The sequence below is a fragment of the Arsenicibacter rosenii genome (assembly GCF_001870735.1).
In the GTDB taxonomy this organism is placed as follows: Bacteria; Bacteroidota; Bacteroidia; order Cytophagales; family Spirosomataceae; genus Arsenicibacter; species Arsenicibacter rosenii.
Window position 1 is genome coordinate 265,524 of sequence record NZ_MORL01000003.1, and the last position, 25,969, is coordinate 291,492.

At 51.2% G+C, this 25,969-nt stretch carries 28 protein-coding genes; 15 read left to right on the forward strand and 13 right to left on the reverse strand.

What is annotated here, in order from left to right:
• The first annotated feature begins 9 nt into the window (after nt 1–9).
• The 6 genes from madL (at nt 10) to BLX24_RS07815 (ending at nt 3,578) form a co-directional block, all read left to right on the forward strand.
• The gene (madL, locus tag BLX24_RS07795) at nt 10–399 is read left to right on the forward strand and encodes a malonate transporter subunit MadL (RefSeq protein WP_071502549.1); all 390 of its coding nucleotides are present in this window, start codon (nt 10–12) and stop codon (nt 397–399) included.
• A complete protein-coding gene (gene madM / locus BLX24_RS07800) occupies nt 374–1,141 on the forward strand; it encodes a malonate transporter subunit MadM (protein WP_071502550.1) in 768 nt (255 codons plus the stop codon). Before madL ends, madM begins: the two co-directional genes overlap by 26 nt.
• A gap of 56 nt (nt 1,142–1,197) precedes the next feature.
• Nucleotides 1,198–2,448: a flavin-dependent oxidoreductase gene (locus tag BLX24_RS07805; RefSeq protein WP_071502551.1), complete on the forward strand. Its 1,251-nt coding sequence runs from the start codon at nt 1,198–1,200 to the stop codon at nt 2,446–2,448.
• Between the two features lie 2 nt (nt 2,449–2,450).
• Nucleotides 2,451–2,909: a DUF3237 domain-containing protein gene (locus tag BLX24_RS07810; RefSeq protein ID WP_071502552.1), complete on the forward strand. Its 459-nt coding sequence runs from the start codon at nt 2,451–2,453 to the stop codon at nt 2,907–2,909.
• Between the two features lie 102 nt (nt 2,910–3,011).
• Nucleotides 3,012–3,158: a VOC family protein gene (locus BLX24_RS32640; RefSeq protein WP_177225797.1), complete on the forward strand. Its 147-nt coding sequence runs from the start codon at nt 3,012–3,014 to the stop codon at nt 3,156–3,158.
• A 96-nt stretch (nt 3,159–3,254) separates the two neighbouring features.
• Nucleotides 3,255–3,578 (forward strand): hypothetical protein, encoded by a 324-nt coding sequence (locus BLX24_RS07815; RefSeq protein ID WP_071502553.1) that lies wholly within the window; start codon nt 3,255–3,257, stop codon nt 3,576–3,578.
• Nucleotides 3,579–3,641: 63 nt separating this feature from the next.
• Here the strand turns inward: BLX24_RS07815 and pcaF are convergent, their stop codons facing one another.
• The 7 genes from pcaF to pcaH form a co-directional block, all read right to left on the reverse strand.
• On the reverse strand, nt 3,642–4,844 hold the full coding sequence (gene pcaF, locus BLX24_RS07820; protein ID WP_071502554.1) for a 3-oxoadipyl-CoA thiolase: 1,203 nt from the start codon (nt 4,842–4,844) through the stop codon (nt 3,642–3,644).
• 81 nt (nt 4,845–4,925) lie between these two features.
• A complete protein-coding gene (locus tag BLX24_RS31620) occupies nt 4,926–6,275 on the reverse strand; it encodes a 3-oxoacid CoA-transferase (RefSeq protein WP_083421854.1) in 1,350 nt (449 codons plus the stop codon).
• A gap of 89 nt (nt 6,276–6,364) precedes the next feature.
• Nucleotides 6,365–7,555, reverse strand: a complete 1,191-nt coding sequence (locus BLX24_RS07830; RefSeq protein ID WP_177225798.1) for a 4-hydroxybenzoate 3-monooxygenase — start codon at nt 7,553–7,555, stop codon at nt 6,365–6,367.
• A gap of 1 nt (nt 7,556) precedes the next feature.
• Entirely contained in the window at nt 7,557–8,693 is a 1,137-nt protein-coding gene (gene pcaDC, locus BLX24_RS07835; protein WP_071502555.1) for a bifunctional 3-oxoadipate enol-lactonase/4-carboxymuconolactone decarboxylase PcaDC, read from the reverse strand.
• A 48-nt stretch (nt 8,694–8,741) separates the two neighbouring features.
• Complete coding sequence (gene pcaB, locus BLX24_RS07840) at nt 8,742–10,055, reverse strand: 3-carboxy-cis,cis-muconate cycloisomerase (RefSeq protein ID WP_071502556.1); 1,314 nt, start codon at nt 10,053–10,055, stop codon at nt 8,742–8,744.
• Between the two features lie 36 nt (nt 10,056–10,091).
• Nucleotides 10,092–10,610, reverse strand: coding sequence for a peptidase associated/transthyretin-like domain-containing protein (locus BLX24_RS07845; RefSeq protein WP_071502557.1), 519 nt, complete (start codon nt 10,608–10,610; stop codon nt 10,092–10,094).
• Nucleotides 10,611–10,628: 18 nt separating this feature from the next.
• Nucleotides 10,629–11,336 carry a protocatechuate 3,4-dioxygenase subunit beta gene (pcaH, locus tag BLX24_RS07850; RefSeq protein ID WP_071502558.1) on the reverse strand — a complete coding sequence of 236 codons (708 nt, stop codon included), beginning with the start codon at nt 11,334–11,336 and terminating at the stop codon, nt 10,629–10,631.
• Between the two features lie 84 nt (nt 11,337–11,420).
• Between pcaH and BLX24_RS07855 the strand changes: the two genes are divergently transcribed.
• The 6 genes from BLX24_RS07855 to BLX24_RS07880 all read left to right on the forward strand — a co-directional run bounded on the left by BLX24_RS07855 (nt 11,421) and on the right by BLX24_RS07880 (nt 16,366).
• Entirely contained in the window at nt 11,421–12,359 is a 939-nt protein-coding gene (locus BLX24_RS07855) for a helix-turn-helix domain-containing protein (protein ID WP_229201735.1), read from the forward strand.
• 12 nt (nt 12,360–12,371) lie between these two features.
• A complete protein-coding gene (locus tag BLX24_RS07860) occupies nt 12,372–13,271 on the forward strand; it encodes an RpnC/YadD family protein (protein ID WP_071502559.1) in 900 nt (299 codons plus the stop codon).
• Between the two features lie 48 nt (nt 13,272–13,319).
• On the forward strand, nt 13,320–14,159 hold the full coding sequence (locus BLX24_RS07865; protein WP_071502560.1) for a toxin-antitoxin system YwqK family antitoxin: 840 nt from the start codon (nt 13,320–13,322) through the stop codon (nt 14,157–14,159).
• A gap of 24 nt (nt 14,160–14,183) precedes the next feature.
• A complete protein-coding gene (locus tag BLX24_RS07870) occupies nt 14,184–14,375 on the forward strand; it encodes a hypothetical protein (RefSeq protein ID WP_071502561.1) in 192 nt (63 codons plus the stop codon).
• 66 nt (nt 14,376–14,441) lie between these two features.
• The gene (locus BLX24_RS07875; protein ID WP_071502562.1) at nt 14,442–14,864 is read left to right on the forward strand and encodes a hypothetical protein; all 423 of its coding nucleotides are present in this window, start codon (nt 14,442–14,444) and stop codon (nt 14,862–14,864) included.
• 188 nt (nt 14,865–15,052) lie between these two features.
• On the forward strand, nt 15,053–16,366 hold the full coding sequence (locus BLX24_RS07880; protein ID WP_071502563.1) for a hypothetical protein: 1,314 nt from the start codon (nt 15,053–15,055) through the stop codon (nt 16,364–16,366).
• 66 nt (nt 16,367–16,432) lie between these two features.
• Here the strand turns inward: BLX24_RS07880 and BLX24_RS07885 are convergent, their stop codons facing one another.
• Nucleotides 16,433–16,996, reverse strand: a complete 564-nt coding sequence (locus BLX24_RS07885; RefSeq protein ID WP_071502564.1) for a dihydrofolate reductase family protein — start codon at nt 16,994–16,996, stop codon at nt 16,433–16,435.
• A 170-nt stretch (nt 16,997–17,166) separates the two neighbouring features.
• Between BLX24_RS07885 and BLX24_RS07890 the strand changes: the two genes are divergently transcribed.
• Together BLX24_RS07890 and BLX24_RS32075 are read left to right on the forward strand one after the other, a co-directional pair.
• Nucleotides 17,167–18,753, forward strand: a complete 1,587-nt coding sequence (locus BLX24_RS07890) for an arylsulfatase (protein ID WP_071502565.1) — start codon at nt 17,167–17,169, stop codon at nt 18,751–18,753.
• 245 nt (nt 18,754–18,998) lie between these two features.
• On the forward strand, nt 18,999–20,024 hold the full coding sequence (locus BLX24_RS32075) for a hypothetical protein (protein WP_143092600.1): 1,026 nt from the start codon (nt 18,999–19,001) through the stop codon (nt 20,022–20,024).
• A 124-nt stretch (nt 20,025–20,148) separates the two neighbouring features.
• Here BLX24_RS32075 and BLX24_RS07900 read toward each other — a convergent pair whose 3' ends face one another.
• The 5 genes from BLX24_RS07900 to BLX24_RS07915 form a co-directional block, all read right to left on the reverse strand.
• Nucleotides 20,149–21,450 carry a spinster family MFS transporter gene (locus BLX24_RS07900; RefSeq protein WP_083421855.1) on the reverse strand — a complete coding sequence of 434 codons (1,302 nt, stop codon included), beginning with the start codon at nt 21,448–21,450 and terminating at the stop codon, nt 20,149–20,151.
• 287 nt (nt 21,451–21,737) lie between these two features.
• On the reverse strand, nt 21,738–22,355 hold the full coding sequence (locus BLX24_RS32080) for an HNH endonuclease (RefSeq protein WP_143092601.1): 618 nt from the start codon (nt 22,353–22,355) through the stop codon (nt 21,738–21,740).
• On the reverse strand, nt 22,352–24,052 hold the full coding sequence (locus tag BLX24_RS07905) for a DUF1508 domain-containing protein (RefSeq protein ID WP_143092602.1): 1,701 nt from the start codon (nt 24,050–24,052) through the stop codon (nt 22,352–22,354). Before BLX24_RS07905 ends, BLX24_RS32080 begins: the two co-directional genes overlap by 4 nt.
• A 222-nt stretch (nt 24,053–24,274) precedes the next feature.
• On the reverse strand, nt 24,275–24,739 hold the full coding sequence (locus tag BLX24_RS07910) for a hypothetical protein (protein ID WP_071502568.1): 465 nt from the start codon (nt 24,737–24,739) through the stop codon (nt 24,275–24,277).
• A gap of 376 nt (nt 24,740–25,115) precedes the next feature.
• A complete protein-coding gene (locus tag BLX24_RS07915) occupies nt 25,116–25,601 on the reverse strand; it encodes a helix-turn-helix domain-containing protein (RefSeq protein ID WP_071502569.1) in 486 nt (161 codons plus the stop codon).
• A 163-nt stretch (nt 25,602–25,764) separates the two neighbouring features.
• Between BLX24_RS07915 and BLX24_RS07920 the strand changes: the two genes are divergently transcribed.
• Nucleotides 25,765–25,968, forward strand: coding sequence for a hypothetical protein (locus tag BLX24_RS07920; protein ID WP_071502570.1), 204 nt, complete (start codon nt 25,765–25,767; stop codon nt 25,966–25,968).
• Nucleotide 25,969: the final 1 nt, after the last annotated feature.

The following is a 25,969-nucleotide window of genomic DNA, read 5'->3' on the forward strand; positions in this document are numbered from 1 at the left end:
CCTTTTTCGATGATTATTTACGGGGTTGCGATATTGGCCTTCTGCTACATCACCGGTCAGCTGGCCGGTGAATTTCTGGGTAAGGCGCTGGGCATAGATGCCAATGTGGGCGGCGTGGGCTTTGCCATGCTCCTGCTGATTCTGATTAACGACTGGTTCGCGAAAAAAGGCGGGCCGGATAAACTGACCGAAAACGGTATTCAGTTCTGGAGCCAGATGTATATTCCGATTGTAGTAGCAATGTCGGCCACCCAAAATGTGAAAGTTGCCGTTTCAAGCGGGCTGATTGCCTTGCTGGCGGGTATTCTGCCGGTATTGCTCTGTCTGGCTATGATTCCTGTATTGGCTAAACTCACCAAAAAAGTCCCTGAACATGGAGATTATAGTCCGGTTTCTTGATAAAAACGGCCTTATCGTAGCGTTTTTCTGCGTAGGCCTCATTACTTACGTTTCTTCGGTTTTGTCGGACCGGCTTACCAACCGCAAGATTCCGGGCTCGGCCATTGCCATTATCATGGGGCTGGTGCTGGCCTATATCGGCGGGCGTGTGACCGGCGGCGAAAAAGGCATTGCCGATATGAAGGCCCTGTCGGGTTTCGGGACCATGGGCGGTTCGATGCTCCGCGACTTTGCGATTGTCTCTACGGCCATGGGGGCCAGCTTTGTGGTTATGCGCAAAACCGGCTGGGTCGGTGCCCTGTCGCTGTTTCTGGGCATTGTGCTGTCCTTTATCGGCGGGGTACTCGTTGCGCTGCTCTGGGGTTACACGGATGCGATTAGCCTGACTACCATCGGGGCCGGCGCCTGCACCTACATTGTCGGACCGGTTACCGGAGCGGCCATCGGGGCCAGTTCCGATGTCATGGCCCTGAGCATTGCTGCCGGTGTGGTAAAAGCCGTTTTTGTGACGATTGCCACCCCGTTTCTGGCCCGCTTCATCGGGCTGGACAACCCGCATACGGCCATGATTTTCGGCGGGCTGATGGGTACTACCAGCGGTGTGTCGGCCGGTCTGGCGGCTACCGACCCTAAGCTCGTACCATATGGTGCCCTGACTGCTACGTTCTACACAGGGCTCGGTTGCTTGTCGTGTCCGTCTGTTTTATACCTCTTGATGCGCATGCTTTTCGGAAACGGTTAAATTAACAGATACCCCGAACTCGTACATCGTAATTCGCACATCGTAATTCACTTCTCATGCATGTACTTATTGTTGGTGGTGGCATCGGCGGCCTGACCACCGCCCTTTGCCTGCACCAGGCCGGTTTTTCGGTGCAGGTCTTTGAATCGGCCCAACAGGTGAAACCCCTTGGTGTCGGGATCAACCTGCTCCCGCACTCTGTCCGCGTACTGACCGACCTCGGCCTACAGGGAAAACTGTCCCGTATCGCCGTTGAAACGCAGGATCTCCGGTATTTCAACAAGCATGGCCAGTTGTTCTGGGAAGAGCCCCGTGGCCGGCATGCAGGCTATCACTGGCCGCAATTTTCCATCCATCGGGGTTATTTTCAACAGCTTCTGTTCGACACCGTACAGGAAACCATCGGTGCCGGGGCCGTGCATACCGGCCATCATCTGGTCTCGTTTGAACAGCATGACACCGGGGTGACTGCCACGTTCATCAACCGTACGACGGGTGAGGTCGTTTGCAACGCTACCGGCCACGTGCTGATTGGCTGCGACGGGATTCATTCGGTCGTCCGGAAGCAGCTTTATCCGGAAGAATCGGGACCCCGTTTTTCGGGGAATGTGCTGTATCGGGGCACCACCGTTATGCCGCCGTTCCTGACCAGCCGGACTATGGCCATGATCGGCCATTTAAAGCAGAAAATGGTCGTATACCCTATTCAGGCAGTTGATGCCGACGGAAATCAGCTGGTCAACTGGGTGGCGAATCTGCGGGAACCCGACAACCAGACAACCGTTCGCGACTGGAACCGGCAGGCCGATCAGCAACGGCTGGTGGACATCTACCGGAACTGGCAGTTTGACTGGCTGGATGTACCCGCGATGATTGCCAACGCACCTGCCGTATTTGAATTCCCGATGTCGGACCGTGATCCCCTGGATCGCTGGAGTTTCGGGCGGGTCACCCTGCTGGGCGATGCGGCCCACCCGATGTACCCCATTGGTTCCAACGGCGCGTCACAGGCTATTCTGGATGCCGAGGCCCTGACCAACGCGCTGTTGACCGAGGCAGACCCGCTGACTGCACTCGACCGCTATGACCGGGAACGTGTTCCGGCCACGACCAGCGTGGTATTGCAGAACCGGCAAAAAGGCCCTGACCAGATCATGGACATGATGGAGGAGGCCGCGCCGGACGGATTTACTAACCCCGACGATGCCATCCCGTATGCCGGGCTGAAAGCCGTAATGGACAATTACCGGCAGGTGGCGGGCTTTGATAAGGAAACGCTGAACAAAAAACGGACCGCCGGTACTTAACCATGACAGGTATTGACCAAACGTTTGCGTTCTGGTTACGGGTTCTGGTTGGTCCAATGACTGACCTGGGCCCGACCCCGCAGGGCATCCGGCGGGTTATCCCGATTCTGGGCGGTACTTTTGAGGGGCCTGCCATCCGGGGCGACATTCTGGCGGGCGGGTATGACTGGCAGCTGATCCGGAGCGACGGTGTGGCCGAACTCGAAGCCCGTTATCTGCTGCAAACCCACGACGGGGCCGTGATCACGCTGGTCAACAAAGGCATACGGCATGGACCGCCGGCCGTGATGCGGCAACTGGCACGCGGTGAGCAGGTCGATCCGTCGGCGTATTATTTCCGGTCTACGATGCAGTTTGACACGGCAGCTCCTGCGTATATGTGGCTGACAACGGCCGTTTTTATTGCCACCGCCCAGCGTTGCCCCGACCATGTGCTGATTGAGGTGTACCGGCTGGAGTGAGGTATAGTTTTAACCACAGAGGTTCACAGAGGGTTGCACAAAGAACACAGAGTCTGGTTATGAATCCTGAGCAGGTAACTCAGTAAACCAATAAAGGCTACAATGAAAATCGAACACATTGCCGTTTGGGTCAGCGACCTGGAAACGATGAAGGCATTTTATACGCAGTATTTCGGGGCGACAGGCGACGGCTACTACGAAAGTGTGGTGCTGGATCCTGAAAACAACATTGTCGAAATTACGGTCTGAAATCAGTGGTGGCAAGGCTTGAACAAGACCCCGCGTTAATTAATCCATTCCAACCATTTCACCGCTCATAGACTCTTGTGCAAAACACCCGATAACATGAAAAAACATCTTCTACACCTTATTGGCGTCAGCCTGCTCTTTAGTGCCTGCCAGGAAGCTAAACCAGACTGCGGCTGCGACGGTAGTGGCGGCACTGTACTTACGGACAGGCTTGCCGTTTATACAAACACTCAAATCAGGACGTTAGGCACAGGAGGCTACTTTTTTACAGTTTGTAACAACGACAAACTCACAGAGAAGAATATTCAGGCAGGTGATACTGTTTATGTAAGCGGCATTACGAATAATTCCTGCTTTAAGGGCGAGACACTTATAGCGCTGCCAGGTTATATCAAGCTGACAGAACTCAGGAGAAAGTAATCTTGATGTTCAGTGGTGGCACGACTTTGAGTCGTGCCACCACTATAGTCTCCCCTCTATAGACTACACCCGCTCAATCACAACGGCATAGCCCATGCCGACGCCGACACACATGGTAGCGAGGGCATAACGCTTTTGCTGCTTCCGGAGCTCAAGCGCGGCTGTTTGCAGCAGGCGTGTCCCCGACATACCCAACGGATGGCCCAGGGCAATGGCCCCGCCATTGGGGTTAATGCGCGGATCATCATCGGCCAGGCCCAGCTGACGGATGCACGCCAGCGACTGTGCGGCAAAGGCTTCGTTAAGCTCAATTACGTCCATATCTGCCAGCGTCAGACCGGCTTTGGCGAGCGCTTTCTGTGTGGCCGGCACAGGGCCGATGCCCATGATGCGCGGTTCAACCCCAACCACGGCCGAGCTGACAATCCGTGCCATAGGCGTCAGGCCGTAACGCGTCACCGCCGCCTCCGACGCGACCAGCATCGCTGCGGCCCCGTCGTTCAGACCAGCGGCATTCCCGGCCGTTACCGTCCCATTTTTACGGAACGACGGCTTCAGTGTCGCCAACACCTCCAGACTCGTTCCCGGCTTGATAAACTCGTCCTTACTGAACAGCGTTGCCGGTCCTTTCTTAGCCGGAATGTCAACGGCCACAATCTCTTCAGCCAACCGTCCCGACGCCTGCGCCACGGCCGCTTTTTGCTGTGACCGCCAGGCGAACAGGTCCTGATCGTCGCGGCTAATCCCATACAGATCCACCAGATTTTCGGCCGTTACGCCCATGGCATCAGTACCATACAGCTCCTGCATTTTCGGATTGACAAACCGCCAGCCAAAGCTCGAATCGAACATCTGCGCATCGTTGCCGAATGGCTTCGACGTTTTCGAGATCACCCACGGCCCGCGGGTCATATGCTCCATACCACCGGCAATGAATACATCGCCGTCGCTGGCTTTAATGGCGCGGTTGGCGTGGATCACCGCCGACATTCCCGACGAGCACAGCCGGTTGACGGTTTCGCCCGGAACGGTATACGGCAAACCGGCCAGCAGCAACGCCATGCGCGCCACATTCCGGTTGTCTTCTCCCGCCTGATTGTGACACCCAAGTATCACATCATCAATACCTTCGGCCGGAATAGCCGGATTGCGGGCCAGTAATTCCTTAATCGGCAACGCCGCCAGATCATCGGCCCGCACCGGCGACAGGCTCCCGCCAAAGCTCCCGATCGGAGTACGGACGGCATCTATAATGAATGAATCCATAGCTTATTGAGTGTTTGTGTGAATGAGTGATTGAGTGTTTCGTAAATGATTTTGAACAGGCGAAAGCCCTCGCTAAATCACTCAATCACTCAACCGCTCAATGAAGCCCGCTCCCGTCTTCGCCCGAACCTCGTCGAGGGTGGCGCCGGGCATGAGGTCAATCAGGGTGAGCTGCCCATCGGGATAGGCAAACACGGCCAGATCGGTGATGACCATATCCACAACACCCGTAGCCGTCAGCGGCAGCGTGCACGACGGCACAATTTTGGACGAGCCGTCGGGGTTCGTGTGGGTCATTGTGATGATGAGCCGTTTTGCGCCTTTGGCGAGGTCCATCGCCCCGCCAACGCCTAACAACGGTTTGCCCGGCACCGCCCAGTTAGCCAGGTTCGCCGCCTCGTCCACCTCCAGGCCACCCATGATTGCCACGTCGATATGTCCGCCCCGGATCATAGCAAACGAATCGGCGCTGTCGAAATAACTGCTGCCTTTCAGCGCCGTAACCGGAATTTTACCGGCATTCACCGGATAGTCCATCGCCCCGCCGCCGTCGGCCGGTACAGGTCCGACACCCAACATGCCGTTTTCAGTGTGCAAAATAATACCGTGCTCTTCCGAAATCAGGTCGGCGACCAGCGTTGGAATACCGATACCCAGATTGACGACATCGCCTTTTTTGAGCTCAGCCAGGGCGCGGCGGGCCATGTGCATCCGCGCTTCGTCGACCTTTTTCGACGAAGCCACCGACGCCGACGAACCCAGGTCGTCGAGGGTCAGCGTCGCCTGTACGAGATAGTCCACGAAACAGCCGGGCGTATGCACGTGTTCAGGGGCAATGGCCCCTACCGGCACGATCTCTTCCACTTCGGCAATTACCAGATCGGCCGCCGTCGCCATGGCCTTGTTAAAATTATTTTCGGTCATGCGGTATTGCAGGTTACCGGCTGTATCGGCGCGCCATGCCCGGATAAACGCCACGTTGCCCCGGATGGCTTTCACAAACACCTGCTCCACGCCGTCGATTACTTTGGTTTCGCGGCCCTGCGCCAGCGGTGTACCGGCCGAAGTCGGGGTATAAAAACCACCGATACCGGCCCCACCCGCCCGGATGGCCTCTGCCAGCGTACCCTGCGGCAGCAGTTCATAGGCTACCTGCCCGCTCTGCGCGGCCTTTACGGCGTCGGGATTGGAGGTAAAAAAGGAGCCGATCATCTTACTGATCTGGCCGTTCCGAAGCAGCCGGCCGCCTCCCAAACCGGCTTCCCCGGTATTGTTGCCGACAAAAGTCAGGTTTTTGGTCCCCTGCTCAGCCAGGGCATGCATCAGGTGAACGGGGTTGCCGGTCATGCCAAAGCCGCCCTGAAGAAGCGTATCGCCTTCGTTGACCAGGCCAGCGGCGGTTTCTATGTCAATTATAGGTACTTGTTTCATATTGTTTTGGCCACGAAGGCGCTAAGTAATGAAGCAGCACGAAGATTAAAGAAAACTTAGTGCCCTTAACGTCTTACGGTCTTTGTGGTTTAAGTAAACGCCTCAAACGGCAGGCCGACATAGTTCTCGGCAATGGTGGTAGCATACGCCTCCGACTGACTGATATACCGGAACTTAGCCCGCTGAAGCTGATACTGAAACGATCCGTGTTCGTCCTGTTTATGGAACAGCGTGGTCATGAAGTTCGAGAAATCCTGCGCCCGCCAGATGCGTTTCAGGGCCGTTTCGGTGTATCGGTCAAGGCTACGCATTGACCCGTTTTTGTAGTAATCTACCAGCCCGTCGACCAGGTGCTTCACGTCGGCGGCGGCCAGATTAAGCCCTTTACCACCGGTTGGCGGCACAATGTGGGCAGCATCCCCCGCCAGAAACAAGCGCCCCGCCTGCATGGTATCGATCAGGTAACTGCGCATCGGCGTGATGCTTTTTTCGAAGATGGGGCCGGTTTGCAGGCTCCATCCCGGCGTACCCAGCCGCACCGACAGTTCGTCCCAGATCTGATCGTCAGACCAGTTGTCAATGTGATCGTTGTTATCCACCTGAATGTACAACCGGCTTACAGTTGACGAACGCAGGCTGTGCAGGGCAAACCCCCGTTGATGATAGGTATAAATCAGCTCGTCGGTCGACGGCGCGACATTGGCCAGAATACCCAGCCAGCTGAACGGGTAAGTGATCGAGTATTCGGTATACAACTGTTTCGGCAGTGTTTTCCGGCCGATACCGTGGAAACCGTCGCAGGCCGCGACAAAGTCGCAGTCGATCACGCCTTTTTCGCCCTGCTGCTCAAAATGGATTTTCGGCGCTGGTGAATCAAATCCTTCGATCTGCAACGCCGGCGCCTCAAACAACAGTTGCCCGCCCCCGGCCAGCCAGGCATCGGTCAGGTCTTTAACGACCTCCTGCTGCCCGTAAATCGTGATGTTTCGTCCGTTGGTCAGCTTGCCGAACGGCACCCGTACCCGCTCACTGTCGAAGCTCAGGTAAACACCGTGGTGCAGGTGCCCTTCCCGTTCGAGGCGACCGGCCAGCCCGAGGCCTTTCAGGATATCAACCGTATTTTGTTCCAGTAATCCGGCCCGCACCCGTGCTTCTACATACGCACGGCTCCGGTGTTCGATAATAACCGACTCAATACCGTGCTGCTTCAGCCAGTGGGCCAGCATCAGCCCGGCCGGTCCGGCACCGATAATCCCTACCTGTGTCCGTATGTGTTTCATTTTAGTTTGATCGGTTAATCCGCTCCTGATCAAGCACTTCTCTGGCCGAATGAAACGCCTCGTTGGCCGCAGGCAACCCGCAGTACAAGGCCGAGTGCATGATCACTTCTTTGATTTCATCTTCCGAAACCCCGTTGTGTAAGGCTGCCCGCACATGCATCTGAAATTCCGCTTTCCGGTTCAGGGCAATGAGCATCGAGAGGGTAATCAGGCTACGGGTATGTTTCGAAAGCCCGGGACGGGTCCAGATGTCGCCCCAGGCGTAATTGGTAATGAACCGCTGAAAATCAGCCGTAAAGCCTGTTGCTTGAGCAGTGGCACGGTCGACGTGTACATCGCCCAGCACCGTCCGGCGGACATGCATCCCGCGGTCGTAGGGTGTACTGCCAACCAGAAAATCAATCAGCACCTCCGCATAGCGGGCCGGCAGCTCAGTACTCGCCAGATGACGGGCCGGCAATACCCTCAACTGAGCATGCGGAATATTCGCGACCAGAAACTCCGCCTGCTCTACGTTGGTTACCGGATCTTCATCGCCGGTAATGACCAGCGTTTCGACCGGAATCCGGGACAGCTCCGACCGGAAATCGGCGTCGCGGATGGCCGCACAACAGGCTGCGTAACCTGCCACCGGACTACGCAGAAACATCGCTCTCGTCTCTGCTACCCGCTCCGGATTGTGTTCGCGGAAATTCGCCGTAAACCAGCGTTCCATCGTATCGTCAACAATGGCCTGCATACCTTGTGCGGTAATGGTGGCGATACGCCCGTTCCATCGTTCGTCGTTGCCGATTTTCGCACCGGTATTGCTGAGTACGAGCTTTCTCAGCCGTTCGGGATGGTGTATTCCCAGCCATTGGCCGATGAGTCCGCCCATCGACAGACCGCAGTAATCAATCCGGTGAATGCCCAGATAGTCCAGCAAAGCAATCACATCCTGCCCTAACTGTTCAATAGTATAGGGTCCGGGCGTAACGGGGCTCTTGCCGTGTCCGCGTGTATCGTACTGAAGCACCTGAAAATAAGGCAATAAATGGGGTACCAGCTCGTCCCACATCATCTGTTCAGAGCCGAGTGAGTTTGACAAAAGCAGCACCGGACTATTGGGCGTGCCTTGCAGCGTATAGTTGAGGTTCATGGTCTGATTAGGTAAACGGCACTCCGCCGGAGCCGTACCGGCACGGCGTTACTGCCCGTCTTCTGCCAGTATTTGATCAATAATAGCCAGTGATTGCCCGAGCGATTGTTCCGGTGCGAATAAGGTATCCAGCCCGGCAACCGGTACAGACAGACCGGTAAGAACATCCTTCAGGTGACGTTTTTCGGCCACCGCCACCGCGCAGGCCTGCTCAACCAGCTCATGGGCAGCGGCTTTACCGATCTTGTCTGCCAGTGCCAGCGACACGTTTTCGGCATAAATCAGGCCGTTGGTCAGCTCCAGATTCTGCCGCATCCGGCTGGCATCTACTTCGAGATGCGTCAAAAGGTCAAGGGCTTTTTCTACGGCACCGGCGGTCAGTTGCATGATGTCGGTCAGGGTTTCCCATTCCGCATGCCATCCTCCTGCCGACCGTTCGTGTTCCTGGAGCATCGTCGCATAGAGCGTACTGATCAGGCCGGGTACCCGTGTGGCGTTGGCCAGTATCGCCGCCGACGTGACCGGGTTACGCTTGTGGGGCATGGTACTCGACCCGCCCTTTCCGGCGGCTTTCCCTTCCAGCACTTCCGCCACCTCGGTCTGCATCAGCAAGGACACATCTTTGGCTATTTTGCCCAGCGTTCCCGTCAGCAAGCCCAGTGACGCACCAAACGTTACCAGCCCTTCCCGCTGTGTATGCCAGGGGGTAGCCGCCGACAGGTCAAGTACTTCGGCCAGCAAGGCCACAACCTCCACCGTAATATGTTCGTTACGACTGCCGACGGCCCCGCCTGCCTGCACCTGCACTATCCGCCTGCCCTCCTGCCCGATCTGTTGCCGGCTCTTCCGGACAGCGGCGAGCCAATACGCCGTTTTCAGACCAAAGGTGATCGGTTTTGCCTGTTGCAACAGTGTCCGTCCAACCATAACCGTCTGGCGGTGAGTATGGGTCAAGCCTGTCAGTAGCTGTTCGATCCGGGCAAGCTGAGGCAGCAGCCAATGCAGATAATCGCGGATTTGGAGCACCGTCGCCGTATCAACCACATCCTGACTGGTAGCGCCGAGGTGGACAAAATGCGCCGCCGTTTCATCTCTCTGGCGCACCAGTCCGGTCAGTTGTTTTACCATCGGAATCGCCGCATTCCCGCCCAGGGCCGTTTCCTGCCGTAATCTGTCAATATCCAGTTCCTGCACCGAACAAGCTGCGGCAATCGTCTGCGCGGCCGGGTCCGGTATACGGCCGGCGCGGCTCTGGGCTTGTGCCAACGCCGCTTCAAAAGCCAGCATACGGCTGAGCTGCTGTTCATCGCTCAGGATACGCTGTGCGGCTTCGCTGTAAAACAGATTGGTGTACAGGCTCATGGTTTTCGGTTTAGCGGAAGATGGTTTTTCCCGTTGTCAAATGTCAAAAAAGACCGTTTCGTATTCCCCTTGCATGTGAATATCAAACACATAGCCACCGCCGGTCTGCCGGGCTATCAACGTTGAACGACGTTCGGCCGGTACCTGGTTCAGGACCGTATCCTGAGCATTCGCGGCGGCTTCGTCTGAAAAATAAAGCCGCGTGTACGCGTGTATCAACTGCCCGCGCATGAATACGATCACGCTCAGGTGCGGAGCCTGCCCGTCGACCGACCCAGGCTTTACGGTATGAAACACAAACCGGTTCTGCGCATCTGTACCCGTACCAAAGCGGCCAAAGCGCCGGTTATACGCATCCCAGACTTCAATCATAGCGTCCGGAATCAGGTTGCCGTTTCCGTCGTATACCTGCCCGGAAATGGTAATGGCCTCCGGCTCGTCCAGCGGATTAACCAGCTGATTGCCAACGAGGCTTTTAAAATCATACAGGTATTGTTCGGGTGTCAGGCCATAGGCAAAATAAGGGCCAACCGTTTGAGAGGGAGTTTGTAACATTGTCGGATCGGGTTCAGGTTAAACAGTCTCAAACGGAGTTGCCTTTTGGCCGCGCAGGACAAAATCAAACCGGTAGCCAAGCGCAAAATCCGGCTCAGTAATCCCCAAGTCAAAGCCGGAAATCAGCAGGTCACGTCCTTTGGGCGGTACGCCCAGAAAAATCGGATCGTATTGCAGCAGCGGATCGCCCGGAAAGTACATCTGCGTCACCAGGCGGGTAGTGATGTTAGGCCCGAACAGGGAAAAATGGATGTGATTCGGCCGCCAGGCATTGTAGTGATTCCCCCACGGATAGGCCCCGGGCTTGATAGTGTAAAACTTGTAATAGCCATTGGCATCGGTCATGACGCGGCCTGTGCCCAGAAAATTCGGGTCCAGGGGGGCGTCGTGCTGATCAACTTTATGGACATAGCGGCCGGCCGCATTCGCCTGCCAGATTTCAACCAGCGTATTCGGAATGGTCCGGCCGTTTTCGTCATACACATACCCGTGTACCACAATGCGTTCGCCCAGGGGTTCGCCGTTTTTTCTCGCATTTTTAGTCAGATCGTGATCGAGTGCCCCGAGGTGAATATCGCCGAAGACCGGCCCCGTCAGTTCCGACAAACTGTGTTTGATTACTACCAACGGTTTAGACGGTGCCCGCAAGACCGTCGATTTATAGTCGGGCGAAAGATACGGCGGATGTACGTCGCGGTCGAATGCATTATATACAAGCTGGCTCATGGCAGGTGTACGGGTTAACAGGCATGTTTACCTGCAAAGCTATGAGCGCGGTCATAAAAAATCCTGGATAAACCAAAATTAAACTTGTACAAACCGAACATTACGAAGAAATTAACGCCGGTTTTTATCCTTTTCGAACATCCGGTGCAACTACTCAAAAACTTTGAAGGCCTTTACGGTGACCAGCAACATCCTTTTGCAGACGGGTTTATTCATCATGAGCTGCTGGAGGTTCGCAGCCGGTTATACGACTGGGACATTGACGAGCACCTGCATACCGATCTGGTGCAGGTATTTCTGTTCCGTTCCGGAAGCGGTGTTTTGTTTTCGGAACGCCGCCGGCTTGAGCTGATTTCTCCCTGCGTAGTGCTGATTCCGGCCAACACCCTGCATGGTTTTTCCTTTCCGGCCAACATGGTTGGGGAGGTGTTTACCATCCGTGAGCAGATGCTGGACATGTTGTTTAAAAGCCTGCCACACATCTTACTGGCCTTGAACCGGTTTAAACTATTCCGCTTTCTGCCGGACGATCCGGGGGTATCAACGCTGCATCAACTGAAAGAGCAGTTGTGTGACGAGCTGACCCATGACCGTGCCGAGAAAAACACCTGTCTGCAACTCTTACTTCAGCAGTTCTGGCTGTGTCTGTACCGGATGAGTCTGGAACTGGATATGCCTTTGCCCAAATCAGACAACCGGACACTGGCGTATTTTCAGGCGTTTCAGAAAGCCGTCCGCCTGTCGGTCAATGAGGTCAGGTCCGTACAGGACTATGCCGCCGGGCTAAACATCACCACGGTTCATCTGAATCGTATCTGCCAGGCACTGGTCCGGAAATCAGCCTTGCAGGTCATCCACGGCTTTGTCATCGACGAAGCCCGTAAGTACCTCACTCATACGACTTACTCCCTGTCCGAAATCTCGTATTTCCTGAACTTTAAGGATCCGGCCTACTTCTCGCGGCTATTCAAGAAGGAAACCGGTATGTCGCCGGGCGCCTATCGCAAACAAATAAAAAAATGATACTTTTATCCCATGAAGCGGGATGACAGTTTGTGGAAAGCAATTTTAGAGGATGTCTTTGATGATTTCCTGCGCTTCTTTATAGCAGAAGCAGACAGTTTGTTTGCGATGGATAAAGGTTTTGAGTTTCTGGATAAAGAACTGGAACAGCTCTTTCCTACAAACCCGGATGATTTGGCTCCTCGTTATGTGGACAAATTAGTCAGGGTATTTCTACAGACCGGAGGGGAGCAATGGATACTTATACACATTGAAGTACAGGGAAATTCAGACCCAACCTTTGCCAGCCGCATGTTTCATTACTATTCACGCATCAACGACAAATACAACCACCCGATTGCAGCCTTTGCCATTCTGACGGATGGCAACAAGCTGTTTAAACCGACGCAATATAAACAGCAGTGTCTGGGTACCACATTACAGTATACCTTCAATTCGTATAAAGTACTGGAGCAGGATCCGGTTAAGCTTGCAGAAAGTAACAACCCGTTTGCGCAGGTTATTCTAACAGCATGGACAGCCATACACCACAAACGCCGCAAAACAGATGCTCTTTTAGAGGAAAAAATCTCACTGGCCAAACATTTACTGGGAAAGCAATATGCAAAACCTAAAATTCGGGCGTTGATGAATTTCCTGAAGCTGTACGTACGTTTTGGAGATACTATAAAAGACCGTATTTTTGAAGAAAGACTAGACCAACTAACGAATCAACTGCCACAAACCATGGGAATTGAAGAATTTGTCATAGCCCGCGCTCATCAGCAAGGCCTTGCTGAAGGGGAAAAGAAAGCCCTCGACTTAATGATTCGTGCCCTGATCCGTGAAACCGATTTTAGTGATGACAAAATAGCCGGTATGGCAGGTGTCCCTGTAGAGCGGGTCGCCAGGTTGCGAAAAAAGCGTTCCTGATTTCCAACCCCTTGCAGTGGTGTTGGGTCCTCTTAAAAAACTCAACCCATGCGTCTCTCTACCCTCCCTTTTCTGCTCCTTATTTTTTTAGCCGGCTGTACCGGCCAGGATAGTCTGCAACCGGCTACGACCGGATTAGTGCCGTCAAAACACTTTGATCCTGTATCTACCCTCGCCGACCTGCCGACCAGCTATGAACCCGTTCAGAGCGGTGCGGCTTTATCGGGGCGTTTAAAGACAGAATACAACGCCGGACAGCTATCCAGCGAATGGCGGTACCACCCGAACGGGCAGCTGGCAGAATTCCGTATGTACCGGAACGGCGAGGTGCAGACCGCCACGCAATACCGCTACACGGCCGACAACCGGCTGCGGTATGTGCAGACATTTACCAACGACTGTATGTACCGCAGTACGTCGACTTGCTCCGGCCCCGTACGCTGGAATACCTACGATGAGATCGAAACAACCGGCGAGGGGAAAATCAGCAGCCGGAAAACCTATCTGTTGCAGAATAATTTGTGGGAGCTACGTTCGGTTACCGACTATGTGTACGACAACCGGCAACGGCTCAGCGCCGCAAAGATCTATGATGGCTCGAAGCAGTTAAGTTCAACGCAGGAGCTAACGTACGACAGTAATAACAACATCACGGCTATTAAAGAGACGCGGCCCAATGCTGCTGCCGGCCAAACGGTACAGGTTCTTAACTATCAATATGCTGCTGTAAAGAACCCTTATACAGGCCTCAGCCATTACATATCTGCTTTCTTCCTGAGCCCTTATTTGCAGGAAAGCGCCCCTCCGGCAACCTATAAGCTGAACGCCGGGGCCTATCCGACCCAGATCAGGACCGACAACACAAACACGACGCTGGAGTATTATTGATTGCCCGGCATGCAGGCGTAACATTTGGATAAAACACGAAATAATCTATTAAAACAAGGCTTCATTCCGGCCTTATCAGCAAGTGCAGCCAACTATTCTTTGGTTGCCGGTAAAGACCGAATTGTCTATGGTACCCCTAAACAGCTGTCGTCCCTTGTTTATTGGAACTATGAATCAGGTGCTAAAGAGCCAGCCAAAGGCTTTATAAAACCTTGATTTATGGGCTGAATGCCTATCGTAAGTGGTTTGTACTTTTGTGCTGTCAACAACTCAACATGACTCATGAGTACGCAAACCGCTAAAACCAAGGCATTCCTTTTTGCACTTCTGTTTGGTTTCGGCTTAATTGCCCGGGCACAATCGGCTCCGGAAAACGTGCAGATGGCGGTCTTTCCCGCGCGGGAACCCCTGACATTCTGGCTGATTATCGACAAGCCTGAAACAGAAAAAAATGCCCGTATTGAGCTGGTTAACGACAGCAAGCAGCGCCTGTACATCGGTATGCTATCGAAGAAAAAGCAGCAAATTTCCCAGTTGTTCAACCTGAGCGACGTAAATGACGGCGTGTATACGTTACGCATTGTGACCCAGTCGGGCACGTACGAAAAATCAGTTACGGTGAAAACACCGGCCCCGGTTCCGCAACAAACACAGCGAACCATCACGTTTGATCAGCCAATCAAAGTCGCCTACAACGCAGAATAAGTATAGCCCGTTACTACCTGAGCCCTGTACCGGTCTGAAACCCGTACAGGGCTTTTACTATTTATCCGGATCAGTTTGACAGATCAGGTCTGCGGATTCACAGGGAGATTTTACCGGTTCAACGGGTTGATGACTGGCAATCCGGTAAGAGGTGCTCAATTTTGGTCTGTAAACAACACAACAGACCGATGAACAAGTTTTCTCTGCTTACCCTTGGCGCGCTGATAACCGCCGCGAGCCTTTCCTGTCAGAAAACCACCGATGTACTAAACCCTGATGACCCGAATACAACACCCGATACACCCGCCGTTACGGATGTAGGCACACCATCGGGCGAACTGGCCACCGCCACCATCGGGCCGGCCGGTGGTACGATCCTTTCTGCCGATTCGACCGTACGGATCACGATCCCGGCCGGTGCCCTGACGACCAATCAGGCGGTTTCGGTACAAGAACTCGATAAAAACAACTGCCCCGGCGGTACGGGAGCTGCTTTCCGGCTACTTCCGCACGGACTAACCTTTGCGAAGCCGGCCACCATCAGCTTCCGGTATCAGGATGCTGAGACCGACGGCTCGGCCCCGGAACTGCTGCGTATTGCTTATCAGACCAATGACCGCACCTGGATGGCAACCGCCCATAACAGCCTCGACACAACCGCACACACGATCAAGGTGCAGACAACCCACTTCAGCGACTGGGCAATGCTGCAAACGGCCTATATCGATCCGGCTCAGGCAGCTATTGACCCCAGCCAATCCGTCGATATCAACGCCTATGCCGATATCAGTGAAAATGACAAAGAGGTGTTATTAAAAGGAATGGATCAAATCGACAGCAAATACGTTGATCAGTGGTCAATACAAGGCGAAGGTAAGTTGTCGAAAAATTTGGGGACCCGAATCACCTACACGGCTCCGGACCGGGTTCCGGACGTAAATCCGGCCATCGTGAGTCTGCGCCTGAAATCCGGCGAGAAAACGATTACCCTTAAAGCAAGAATATTCATCATGCCGGAAGGACTCATTTTCCGCATCAACAAAGGTCCTTGGATTTACACCACTTCGCCCCTGGGGTTGAGCCGGATTCAGCATGGTACCGGTTATTTTCACATGGTTCAGACGGGAGTAACCATGCAGGGATTATCGGCAACGGTTTCGCTGAACTGGCCCGGCAACCTTAAAAACAGGTTTAACACGTCCTATATCTTGCCGTGGCAACTCGAAAATAGTTCTAATGAGCTTCAGATTCCGATGATCACGCTGAGTACTAACCCAAAGGGCCAGCCGCTTTACACCTTCTATTATGAACAGAACAAAGCGCTCCACCCAAGCCCCGGTAATCTGACGATTCTCTATAACGGAGGCAGTGTCGGGGATAAAGTGTATGGAACGTTCTACCTAAAGAAGGCAGGAATTATCGAGTATAGCGGCGGTACCGACCCTATGTTTGACGGAGTTGCCGAAATTGAGGGTAAATTCAGGTTTAAAATTGCCCGGTAATTTTTGCAAAGCGGTCTGCGCCGGTTGATGGCGCAGACCGCTTTGTTTATCCGGATACGGTATTGCTTATTTTTTATAATGCAGTACCACAATGCCGCACGCAAACGGCGTGGCCTTCACCAGCGTCAGGGGTTGTTTACTGTCAAGCAGGTTGAAAATCGGCAACCCCTGCCCGATGGCCACGGGATTTACGAACAGATGAAACGCATCAATCAGCCCTGCCTTGATCAGCGACGCGACAAACGATGACCCGCCATAGGCAATGATATCACCGCCGTCCTGCTGCTTCAGGGCCGTGATCTCGTCTGTCAGATCACCGGTGGCGACCACCGTATTCGCCCAGTCCGGCGAAGGGGGCGTTTGCGAGAAGACGACTTTAGGCGTGTTGGTAAAAAATTCACCGGCAGACTTCTCAGGGCTTTCCGGATCGGCCGCAATGCCCGCCCAGTGTGGAATAAAGCCATCTGCCAGTTTTCGGCCCAGCACAATGGTATCGACCGGTGCAATCAGGTTGGTCACGTAGTCGACCACCTCCTGATCCCAGGCAAAGGTCATCCAGTCCATTTCGCCGTTCGGTCCGCCGATAAACCCGTCGACGGTCATCTGTACCTGTAATTTCAGTGTTCGCATTGTTGTTTAGTTTTTGACAAATATCCGCCGAAATCGTGACAGTTGACAGGGGTAAAAACGACAGAAAACGGGGTAATTGCGGCAGAGCGTAACGATGTAACGGGTAAATATCCGCCCCCCCGGCTTTATTGAATGATGGTTCAGTATACTTACGCTGAGCTCAATACACAATGAAGCTGAACCTGTTCATCATGTTTCTGGTCGCCGCCGTCGCCCTGGCGTTCCGGATGCCGCCGGTTACCAAAAAGCCGAATATTATCCTGATTCTGGCCGACGACATGGGGTACTCGGACATCGGTTGTTTCGGGTCTGAAATCAAAACGCCGAACCTCGACAACATGGCCCGAAACGGCCTGCGGATGACCGGGTTCTACAACGCCTCCCGGTGCTGCCCGACCCGCGCCTCGCTGCTGACCGGTCTGTTCCAGCACCAGGCGGGTGTCGGCGACATGGTCAATGCCCGCAATCAACCCGCTTATCAGGGCTACCTGAACGACCAGTGTGTCACGATTGCCGAGGTTTTGCAACAAAGCGGGTACCAGACCTACATGGCCGGTAAATGGCACGTCGGCACCAGGCCCCAACACTGGCCCGTCAAGCGCGGCTTCGACCGCTATTTCGGCCTGATCGACGGCGCGGGCAGTTACTTCGGCGATCAGCCGTACCGCCCGAATCAGAAATTGTCCATCATTCAGGATGATAAGGTATACCAGCCAGGCAAAGACTATTATGCTACCAATGCCTACACCGACCATGCGCTGGAGTTCATTGAGCAGAACCCGAAAGACAAGCCGTTTTTCCTGTATCTGGCCTATACCGCCCCGCACTGGCCCCTGCATGCGCTGCCGGAAGACATTGCGAAGTATAAAACGGCTTACCGCAAAGGTTGGGACAAACTGCGGGAAGAGCGGTTTGCCCGAATGAAAGCCATGGGCATCCTGCCGAAAGATACCCAACTATCGCCCCGCGACCCGTCGATTCCGGCGTGGGAAGCCCTGCCGGCCGCCGAAAAGGCAGACTGGGAAGATAAGATGGCCGTTTATGCCGCCATGATCGACCGCATGGATCAGAACATCGGGCGCGTACGGCAAAAGTTAAAAGAACTGGGCGAAGACCAGAATACGGTCATTCTCTTTTTGTCGGACAACGGGGCCAGCCACGAAGACATCGACGGTTCCGGTTTTCTGCCATCTATTCTGGAGGACAGTCAAAAACCGGCCAGCGACCGGTCGTCGTTTACGGCCTATGGCAAGCGGGGCGCGAATCTGAGCAATACGCCGTTCCGGTTATACAAGCACTGGGAGTTTGAGGGTGGCACGGCGACGCCGTTTGTCGCCTACGGCCCGTCTGTGGTGCAGGGCGGCCGGATCGACCACCGGCCCGGGCACATTGTTGATGTCATGACCACCTGCGTGGAGCTGGCCGGTGCCACCTATCCGCAGACGTACAAGGGCAAATCTATCCTGCCGGCCGAAGGGATCAGCCTTGTTTCGCTTTTCCGGGGGAAGCCCTGGCAAGGCCACGACGCCCTGTATTTTGAGCACGAAGGCAACCGCGCCATCCGGCAGGGCGACTGGAAACTGGTCTCCGAATTTCCGGACAATCAGTGGCACCTGTACAACCTGAAAACCGACCGGTCGGAGCTGACCGACCTCGCGGCCAAAGACCCCGGCCGCGTCAGACAGCTGGAAGCGAAGTATAGCCAATGGGCACAGCGCATCGGCGTGATTCCGTTTGCGGAGCTTACAGGCAAATAAGCAGAGATGTCTTTAATTTTGCCTATAGTCATGCTCCTATCCAACACCTGTCATGGCCATGCGATCAGTTAAGAACAGTTTGTCCCCGCATTTATCCTGATATATAATATAAACTATTTTTATAAAAAAATTAACTTATTATATTGTTTATAGTTAATTTATTAAAAAAATTATATTAATTTGTAACCAAAAGAACATTTCAATACTCACCTATTTATCAAGCTCAATACTAACTTTCCCAACACATGATAACTTTTACTTCTTTCTCGTTAAGAAAGCTCCTTTCAGCTCAGTCAGTCGCCCTGCTTTTAGGGTCTCTACAAACAATTTCTGCTCAATCAACTGTGTGCAGTGTTGCAGCTGATTTTTCCTCTGCCATAAGCATTGGTGCAACGCCCACAACGAGTGTTTGGGGAGTAGACCGAAAAGCTCCCAATGCCTTTACGTCCCCGGTTAACTTCGCCGGTGATAACCGGTTAAAGCAGTCTATTTCTAGTTCAGAAGCTACTGCGGATAGTTACTTTCAAACGCAAGGGCGATCTCTGATTTTACCTGGCGGCGTAACAAGTATGGATATTGAGCTTTATATTCCAAGTGATTGGCAAACATCAGGCCGGCGGATGGCAGGTTTGTGGGGAGTTGGCTACAATACAAACACTAATTCTGATGATGATATATCAGCTTACCCAATCATCGAGTTTACCAGCGAGGGCGGCACAGCAAGATTCCGCGCTTATAATCCGGTTGGTGGAAATAATGGCTGGATTGATATGGGACTACCCGCGGGCTTTACCTACAATAGTTGGGTAAAACTTAGGATGGAAGTATTAGCTTCAGGTGAAGTTCAGTACAGTGCAGGTAACCTTCAAGCAACATCAACCGCCTTCTCAGCTGATGGCACCATTAGATTAGGACAAGTCATTTTACAAGGCCATAATACAAGTGCAGGTGTTAATTATGATATTTATTGGGATAACTTTTGCGCTGGCGCAGTGGGCGCCGCACCTGCTGCTTCAGGGCTAACAGTAAGCGTTCCGCTTGGTAGTACACCAGCTTGCACAGCCGTCTTAACGGGAACAGGTAACGGTACCAAATTTGTTTTTACGGGCCCTAACGGTTATGTATATACCTATGTCTACAGAGATTTTGGTAGCCGTAGTGTATCAGCTGTGGGCGTAAAAGAGCCGGGAACCTATACGTTGACCGTATACGGACCTGCCGGAGATCTAATAACACAGAATGTCAATGTTACAGGTCAATCCTGCCAGTAACAATTGTGTATGTTTTCGTAAATTCCCGATATCAGGTCAAGGCAATTCATGCTAGTTTGGCCCTTTACGGAGCTTACAGGAAGATAAGTAAACGTCCCGGCCATACGTATGGTCGGGACGTTGCTTATTTTACCGGCCCCGTAGCCAGCTTCCGGGCGGCAATCAGAAAGAGGGCGGTCGACCCGATACTGATCAGGAGGGTGATGGACATAGCCCAGCGCAACGATGCTGCCCCCAGGGTTGGTGTAAGCAGATCGCTGATGATCCCAACCGTCAATGGGCCGAAACCAAGGCCAATAAAATTGAGCACAAAAAACAGGATCGCCGACGTCAGCGACCGCATGGATGCCGGAACAAGGCTATGAGACACGGCAATGGAAGGCCCCAGATACATGTTCTGCAACGTTGCCGTTACACCCAGACAAAGCACTGCCAGCCCGGTATGTGGCAGAAAAAGCGCCCCCGCCGCGAACGGAATTGACAGGATGATGGCATAGGCCGGAATGCGGAGGTAGAGCCGGTTATCCGTTTTCCCGAAATAATCCGTCAGAAACCCACCGGCGAATGAGCCCACCGCGCCGCCAATACCGAAAATCAGTCCCAGTGTCGCACCAATTTCGGCCCCCGGCATCTTGTGGGTCCTGGCCAGAAACGAGGGTGCCCAGTTTAGCACACCGTACAGGCAAAAGACATGCAGGCCGGTTGCCATGGCCAGATACACGAAGGATTCAGACGCATATAGCCGTGCCACTACCTCGCGCAGAGCCGGTGCAGGGCCGGCTACGTGGCTGGCATCCGTGGCCCCCCGGCGCGGCTCCCTGACCGACAGAAAAAACAGCAGCGAAAACACAAGTCCCGGCATGCCGGCCGCCAAAAAAGCCGTTCGCCAGCCGAGCTGCTGATTCAGGTAGCCACCCAGCAGAAAGCCGGTCAGAATACCGAATGAAATACCGCTTGAATAGATCGACAGGGCCGTAGCCCGTTTTTCGGGCGGGAAATAATCCGAGATCATGGCGTGCGCGGGCGGGCTCCCCCCCGCCTCCCCGACACCGACGCCGATCCGTGCCAGCAGCAGCTGGCCGAAGTTCTGCACCAGACCGGAGCAGGCAGTCATCAGGCTCCAGAGCCCCAGCGACACGGCTACCGTATTCCGGCGGTTGGTTTTGTCGGCAAGGCGCGCAATCGGGATACCCAGTGTCACGTAGAACAGGGCAAACGTAAACCCCGACAGCATGCCAAGCTGAGTGTCAGAGAGGAGCAGTTCTTTTTTGATAGCCTCCTGCAGAATAACGAGCAACTGCCGGTCGATAAAGTTAAAGACGTAGACCAGCGTCAGCATAAAGAGGACATAATTCCGGTAGACGCTACTGACGCCATCACGGTAAACGGGACTTGCGGGCGGCAAAGGGTTGTCGGCTGAGGGCATAGCAGAATAGTCTAAAAATTCCTTTCTTTAAGACTACTCAGAAAAGGGCAATTCCGGCTATTATGCCAGGCCTTAGGGGATTGATTTTCAGGGGGAAGCAGGAAGATTAGATGCTATATCATTTTTACAGAAACTTATGTTTGATAAGTTCTATCAATCTTTCTTATAACGATAAATATAGGAGAATAGCACTGTTTAGTAAGCCAAGACATTGACCCTCAGTGATAATCATTTATCTGATAGAGCGTAATGATATCACCTTCATCCAAAAAACAGCTCATGTAACTTCATTCAAACATAAACCTAAAGTTGTAATCTTCCAATATAGGATTTGCCGCATTACAATACCTTTCAAATGCATGCCGCCTACTTATGATCATTGCAGGATGATTAAAGTCAAAAAGTTTGCGAGTTGCCTTTGCTCTTTCTTGATCTTCAGAGGTAGCTTTAAGGTTTATATCTATTTCATGAGAAATATAATTGTATGTGAAATATTTTTGAAATGAATAATCAACTGTATCAGGTCTCAACACTAAAAGGTCAACTTTCTCGACTTTAGATTCTTGGCAATGAGAACAAGCAAGATATAGATTTTCCCAACTACAAACCAAATGATAAAAATCACTGTTTGATTTTGGGAGAAAATGATCTATTGATTCATCTCCTTTTCTTAAAGGATAACCATCACAATAAGAACAATGATCATCCGTCTGTGCTCGTAGCTGAGGTAGAATATAATGATTAATTGTGATTTTATTTAGAGTTGGCCACTTAAAAATGAAACTAGCATTTTTAATTCTATTTTGTTTATATTTATCTCCATATAGCACCCATCTTTCTTGCTTAAATTTTCTACTTACATCAAGCAAGAACGGCGGGCATGATAACCTGCTAAAAGCTTTCATAAATCTACAAATCTTTGATCTGTTAATCTATTTAATTGCCTCATTTCCATCCCAATGATATTTTGCACTTCTATACTTTGATTTTGAAGATCTTCTAAAAGAATCTTTAGCCGATCATGGTCATAATCTAAATTATTTAAAATTTTATTTTTAATTTCTAAAAACTCGTCTAATTTTTTCTCGACTTCAAGTCCAAAGCGTTCTTTGACACCAAAAATTTCGCTCAATATATAATCATAGCTATAAGAATCTTCAGAAAGAACTGGCATTCCATCCAGTATACTTTCATTATCTTTTTTTACAAACCTATATACCCATGCTCCATCTACAGAGCCTACAACAAAAGGAGAGTGTGTAGATACAAATATCTGAGCGTTTATAAATAAATTTTGAAGTACAGGCAATATTTTTCTTTGCCATGCCGGGTGTAAGTGCACTTCAATTTCATCAAGAAATAATATAAAATGTTGCTCAATTATAGGTTTATTCTTTATCCATTTAATTCGATCTAACCTCATAATTAAATCACCAACCCAACTTATAATTGATTTTAGGCCATCAGGTAGCTGATCAAATTCAAGTTGTATACCATCAAGTATAATTATTATCTTAATTGGGTCTTCTAGCAGTTCAAACTCTATTTTCTGATCAGTAATATCAGAGATTGACTTTTCAATGTAAGATAAAACTAGCCTATATTCATTAGCTCTATCCCGATCAGTATCACTTCTTTTAACAGTGGCTAAAGCAATTTTTGTCATCAAGTTAGCAAGCCAATTGACAAATGTTTTAGCATTGGTAGACTTATCAAAATCCAATGCATTCTCAAATGGACTACTATTGATACTACCTAAACTGTCGACATTAGAGTCTGACAACTTCCTGTAGCCTGAATAAGCAAAAAATGCGACGTTATGTAACCCATAATCACTTGTCTCAAGATAATTTTTAATCTGTGGATGTAAAGTACTAATCAATTTGTTATCTTTTACTGCTATGCTACCTTTTTCAAGTAGATGCTCAAAGTATTGGCTATCATATTTCGTTTTGATTGCATCACTAAAATTAATTAAGAAATTACTTGTATTTACATTCTTACTCCAAAACTTCTTAAGTAGCATTTTATCATAGTGCGGCACACAACAACTTAATAATTGCAAAAGTGTTGTCTTGCCTGTTCCATTTTGACCAGTAAATATATATACTGAAGCACTATTATTGTTAGGGGGCGTTTCAAAAAAAATATTTAATTCGTTAAAAGGTCCTATTTTATTTATCTGTATTCTGTTAATTTTCAGATCTTGTTGAAATTCTAAATTAATTGATCCTATATCTTTTACTGATGGCAGATAATTTGAGGGGTGTTCGTTCGAAACATCAATTATATTAGAGTTAAGAAGATTTTTTATAACGGCCTGGATACCATTATCTCTAGCCAAACTTGATTCATACATTTCACTTGAGCCAATAACCTGTCCATTTCCTGCTTTAAGGTTAAAATAGTATTTACCATTTGAAGAAATTCGTTTATCAAATCTCTCCTCAATAATTCCATTTTTAATCACTGATTGGATGCCATTTTCACAAGCAGATTTAGTAGTATAGCCTTCACTTGCTAAAATAATTTGGCCATTTCTCGCTTGTAGATTAAATTGATAATCTCCATTTTTTCTTGTTGATATAATGAATCGTCCCATACAAACAAACATATAATAAATATATCATCTGGCCTATTCAGGGTGTAAATGCAAAAAAGCGCTCAAAATCTTTTCGATTATGAGCGCTTTAGCTTTTGCAGAGAGAGAGGGTGTCAAACGTCTGTCCCTGTCTAAGCACTTAAATCCTTGGTTCTGACCGTGCCACAAAGGTACTATTCTTTATGGTTTCCCGACGTAACCGCGCTCGTAACCTCGTAAACCCTAAAAATTTTTTGCAGCCACGTAGCGGGGCATGTTGCCCCGGGCATTAGCCCGCTGCCGGTTGTTTTTCGGGATAAATCTCGGTGTCAGGAGCCGGTCCACTGTTACGTCGTCATACTTTCCCACCAATGCGTCGATCGTGCGCTGCATGCCAGCGATCTGGGCATTCTTCGCCCGAAGCTCTTCTTCGAAATATTTTTGCAGAGCATCAAGTACATCCTGACCAAAAGCACCCTTATCCAGAGAGCTCTTCTTGACTGAATTATTTGCCGTGCCGTAAAAATGAGACACATCTACAGCAAAAAATTCTGCTATCTCGGCGAGCTTGACTGCTGATATAGTATTGTTCTTCAGCATAGCATCAAAGCCCTGACGCGACAAACCAAGGAAGTCATACAGGCTTTTCTTGGTTTTCCCCTGCTCATCCAGTAACGCGAGTATCTTTTCTTGAAAATCAAAACTCATTGACTTATAGGCGTTTAATGAATAAATGAATGCACACAAAAAATATTTTGCCTTAAATAATTGACGTACATAGCAAATATTTAGTACTATTGCATTGTAATTATTGCAATTACCTAATGCAAAAGAATACACTGAGTAGATGAAAAACAAGCTAAACAGCCCCGGGCACGCCATTTAAATGAACGAGTGGCAAGTTTGAGGGGCTAAGCGGCAAGAAAAACAGGCAGTGTGATTTAACGGCAGACGGGTGCTAAAACAGAGATAAACGCAATGGAACAGGACGCACTTATCAGAAGGCTGCAAAAGGTAGAGCGTGACCTTGAGACCCAGAACAAACGAATTGACCGGCAATGGGGACGCATTAACCTCCTGGGCTTTATTTACCTGATCCTGATTTCAACGCAGCTTCTGGCGCTTTACCTCCGGTATCGCTTCGGATAACAGAATCAGGCTTTGAAACGGGGGCAGGTTTGGCAGGCGGATAAACAGTATAATATCCGACGATGGCCGCAACAGCAGTAGCAAGGCACGCCATCGCTATGTTCGACAAAACACCCCGTTTCTCTATGGCTTCAACAACCTTACCGAAAGTCTGACGTTTACGCCACTTCCGGTAGCCTTTTTCAGCGGCTTTATGGCCGGTTTCGGTGAGTCTGGCCATATACCGGTCGCGCAGAATCAGCCCTTCGGCTTCCAGATCACGGAGCAGGCCATCGCCCAGCTTCGTCTTTTCCGGGAACGGCAGACTACAGCAGTCATCACGGGTATTGAGATATTGATTAACAGTTCCTGAGGGGTCATTACCTGCTTTGAGATAAGCCAGATAGCCCTCTTTCAACGCATCCGGAGCGATGGTTTTCATTGGTTTGATTTCGTTTCGGTGAATCGTCTGGCGCGGTGATCCCGCACTGCGTCAGACAAAATTTAAGTATCGGCACGAAAGAACGAAGCCGCCGGGTAGTAACCAATCTCCGGGACAATCATCTGATTTACCGGCTATAAACCGCAACTAACCAACTGATTTTATGAAAGATCTGCAACCAATGTGTAAGGAGATCGAGGCTATTATCAAGAAGCATGTCGGCCTGAAGGAGACACCTGCGATTGTGATTGCCTTCACCTGTGAGCCTGACTGGAATGAGGCGCACTGGATTATGAATATTCAGCGCCCGCAGGCCGTGATGATTCTGCGTGCTACAGCCGATAAAATAACAGTAGCCTCGAACTGAT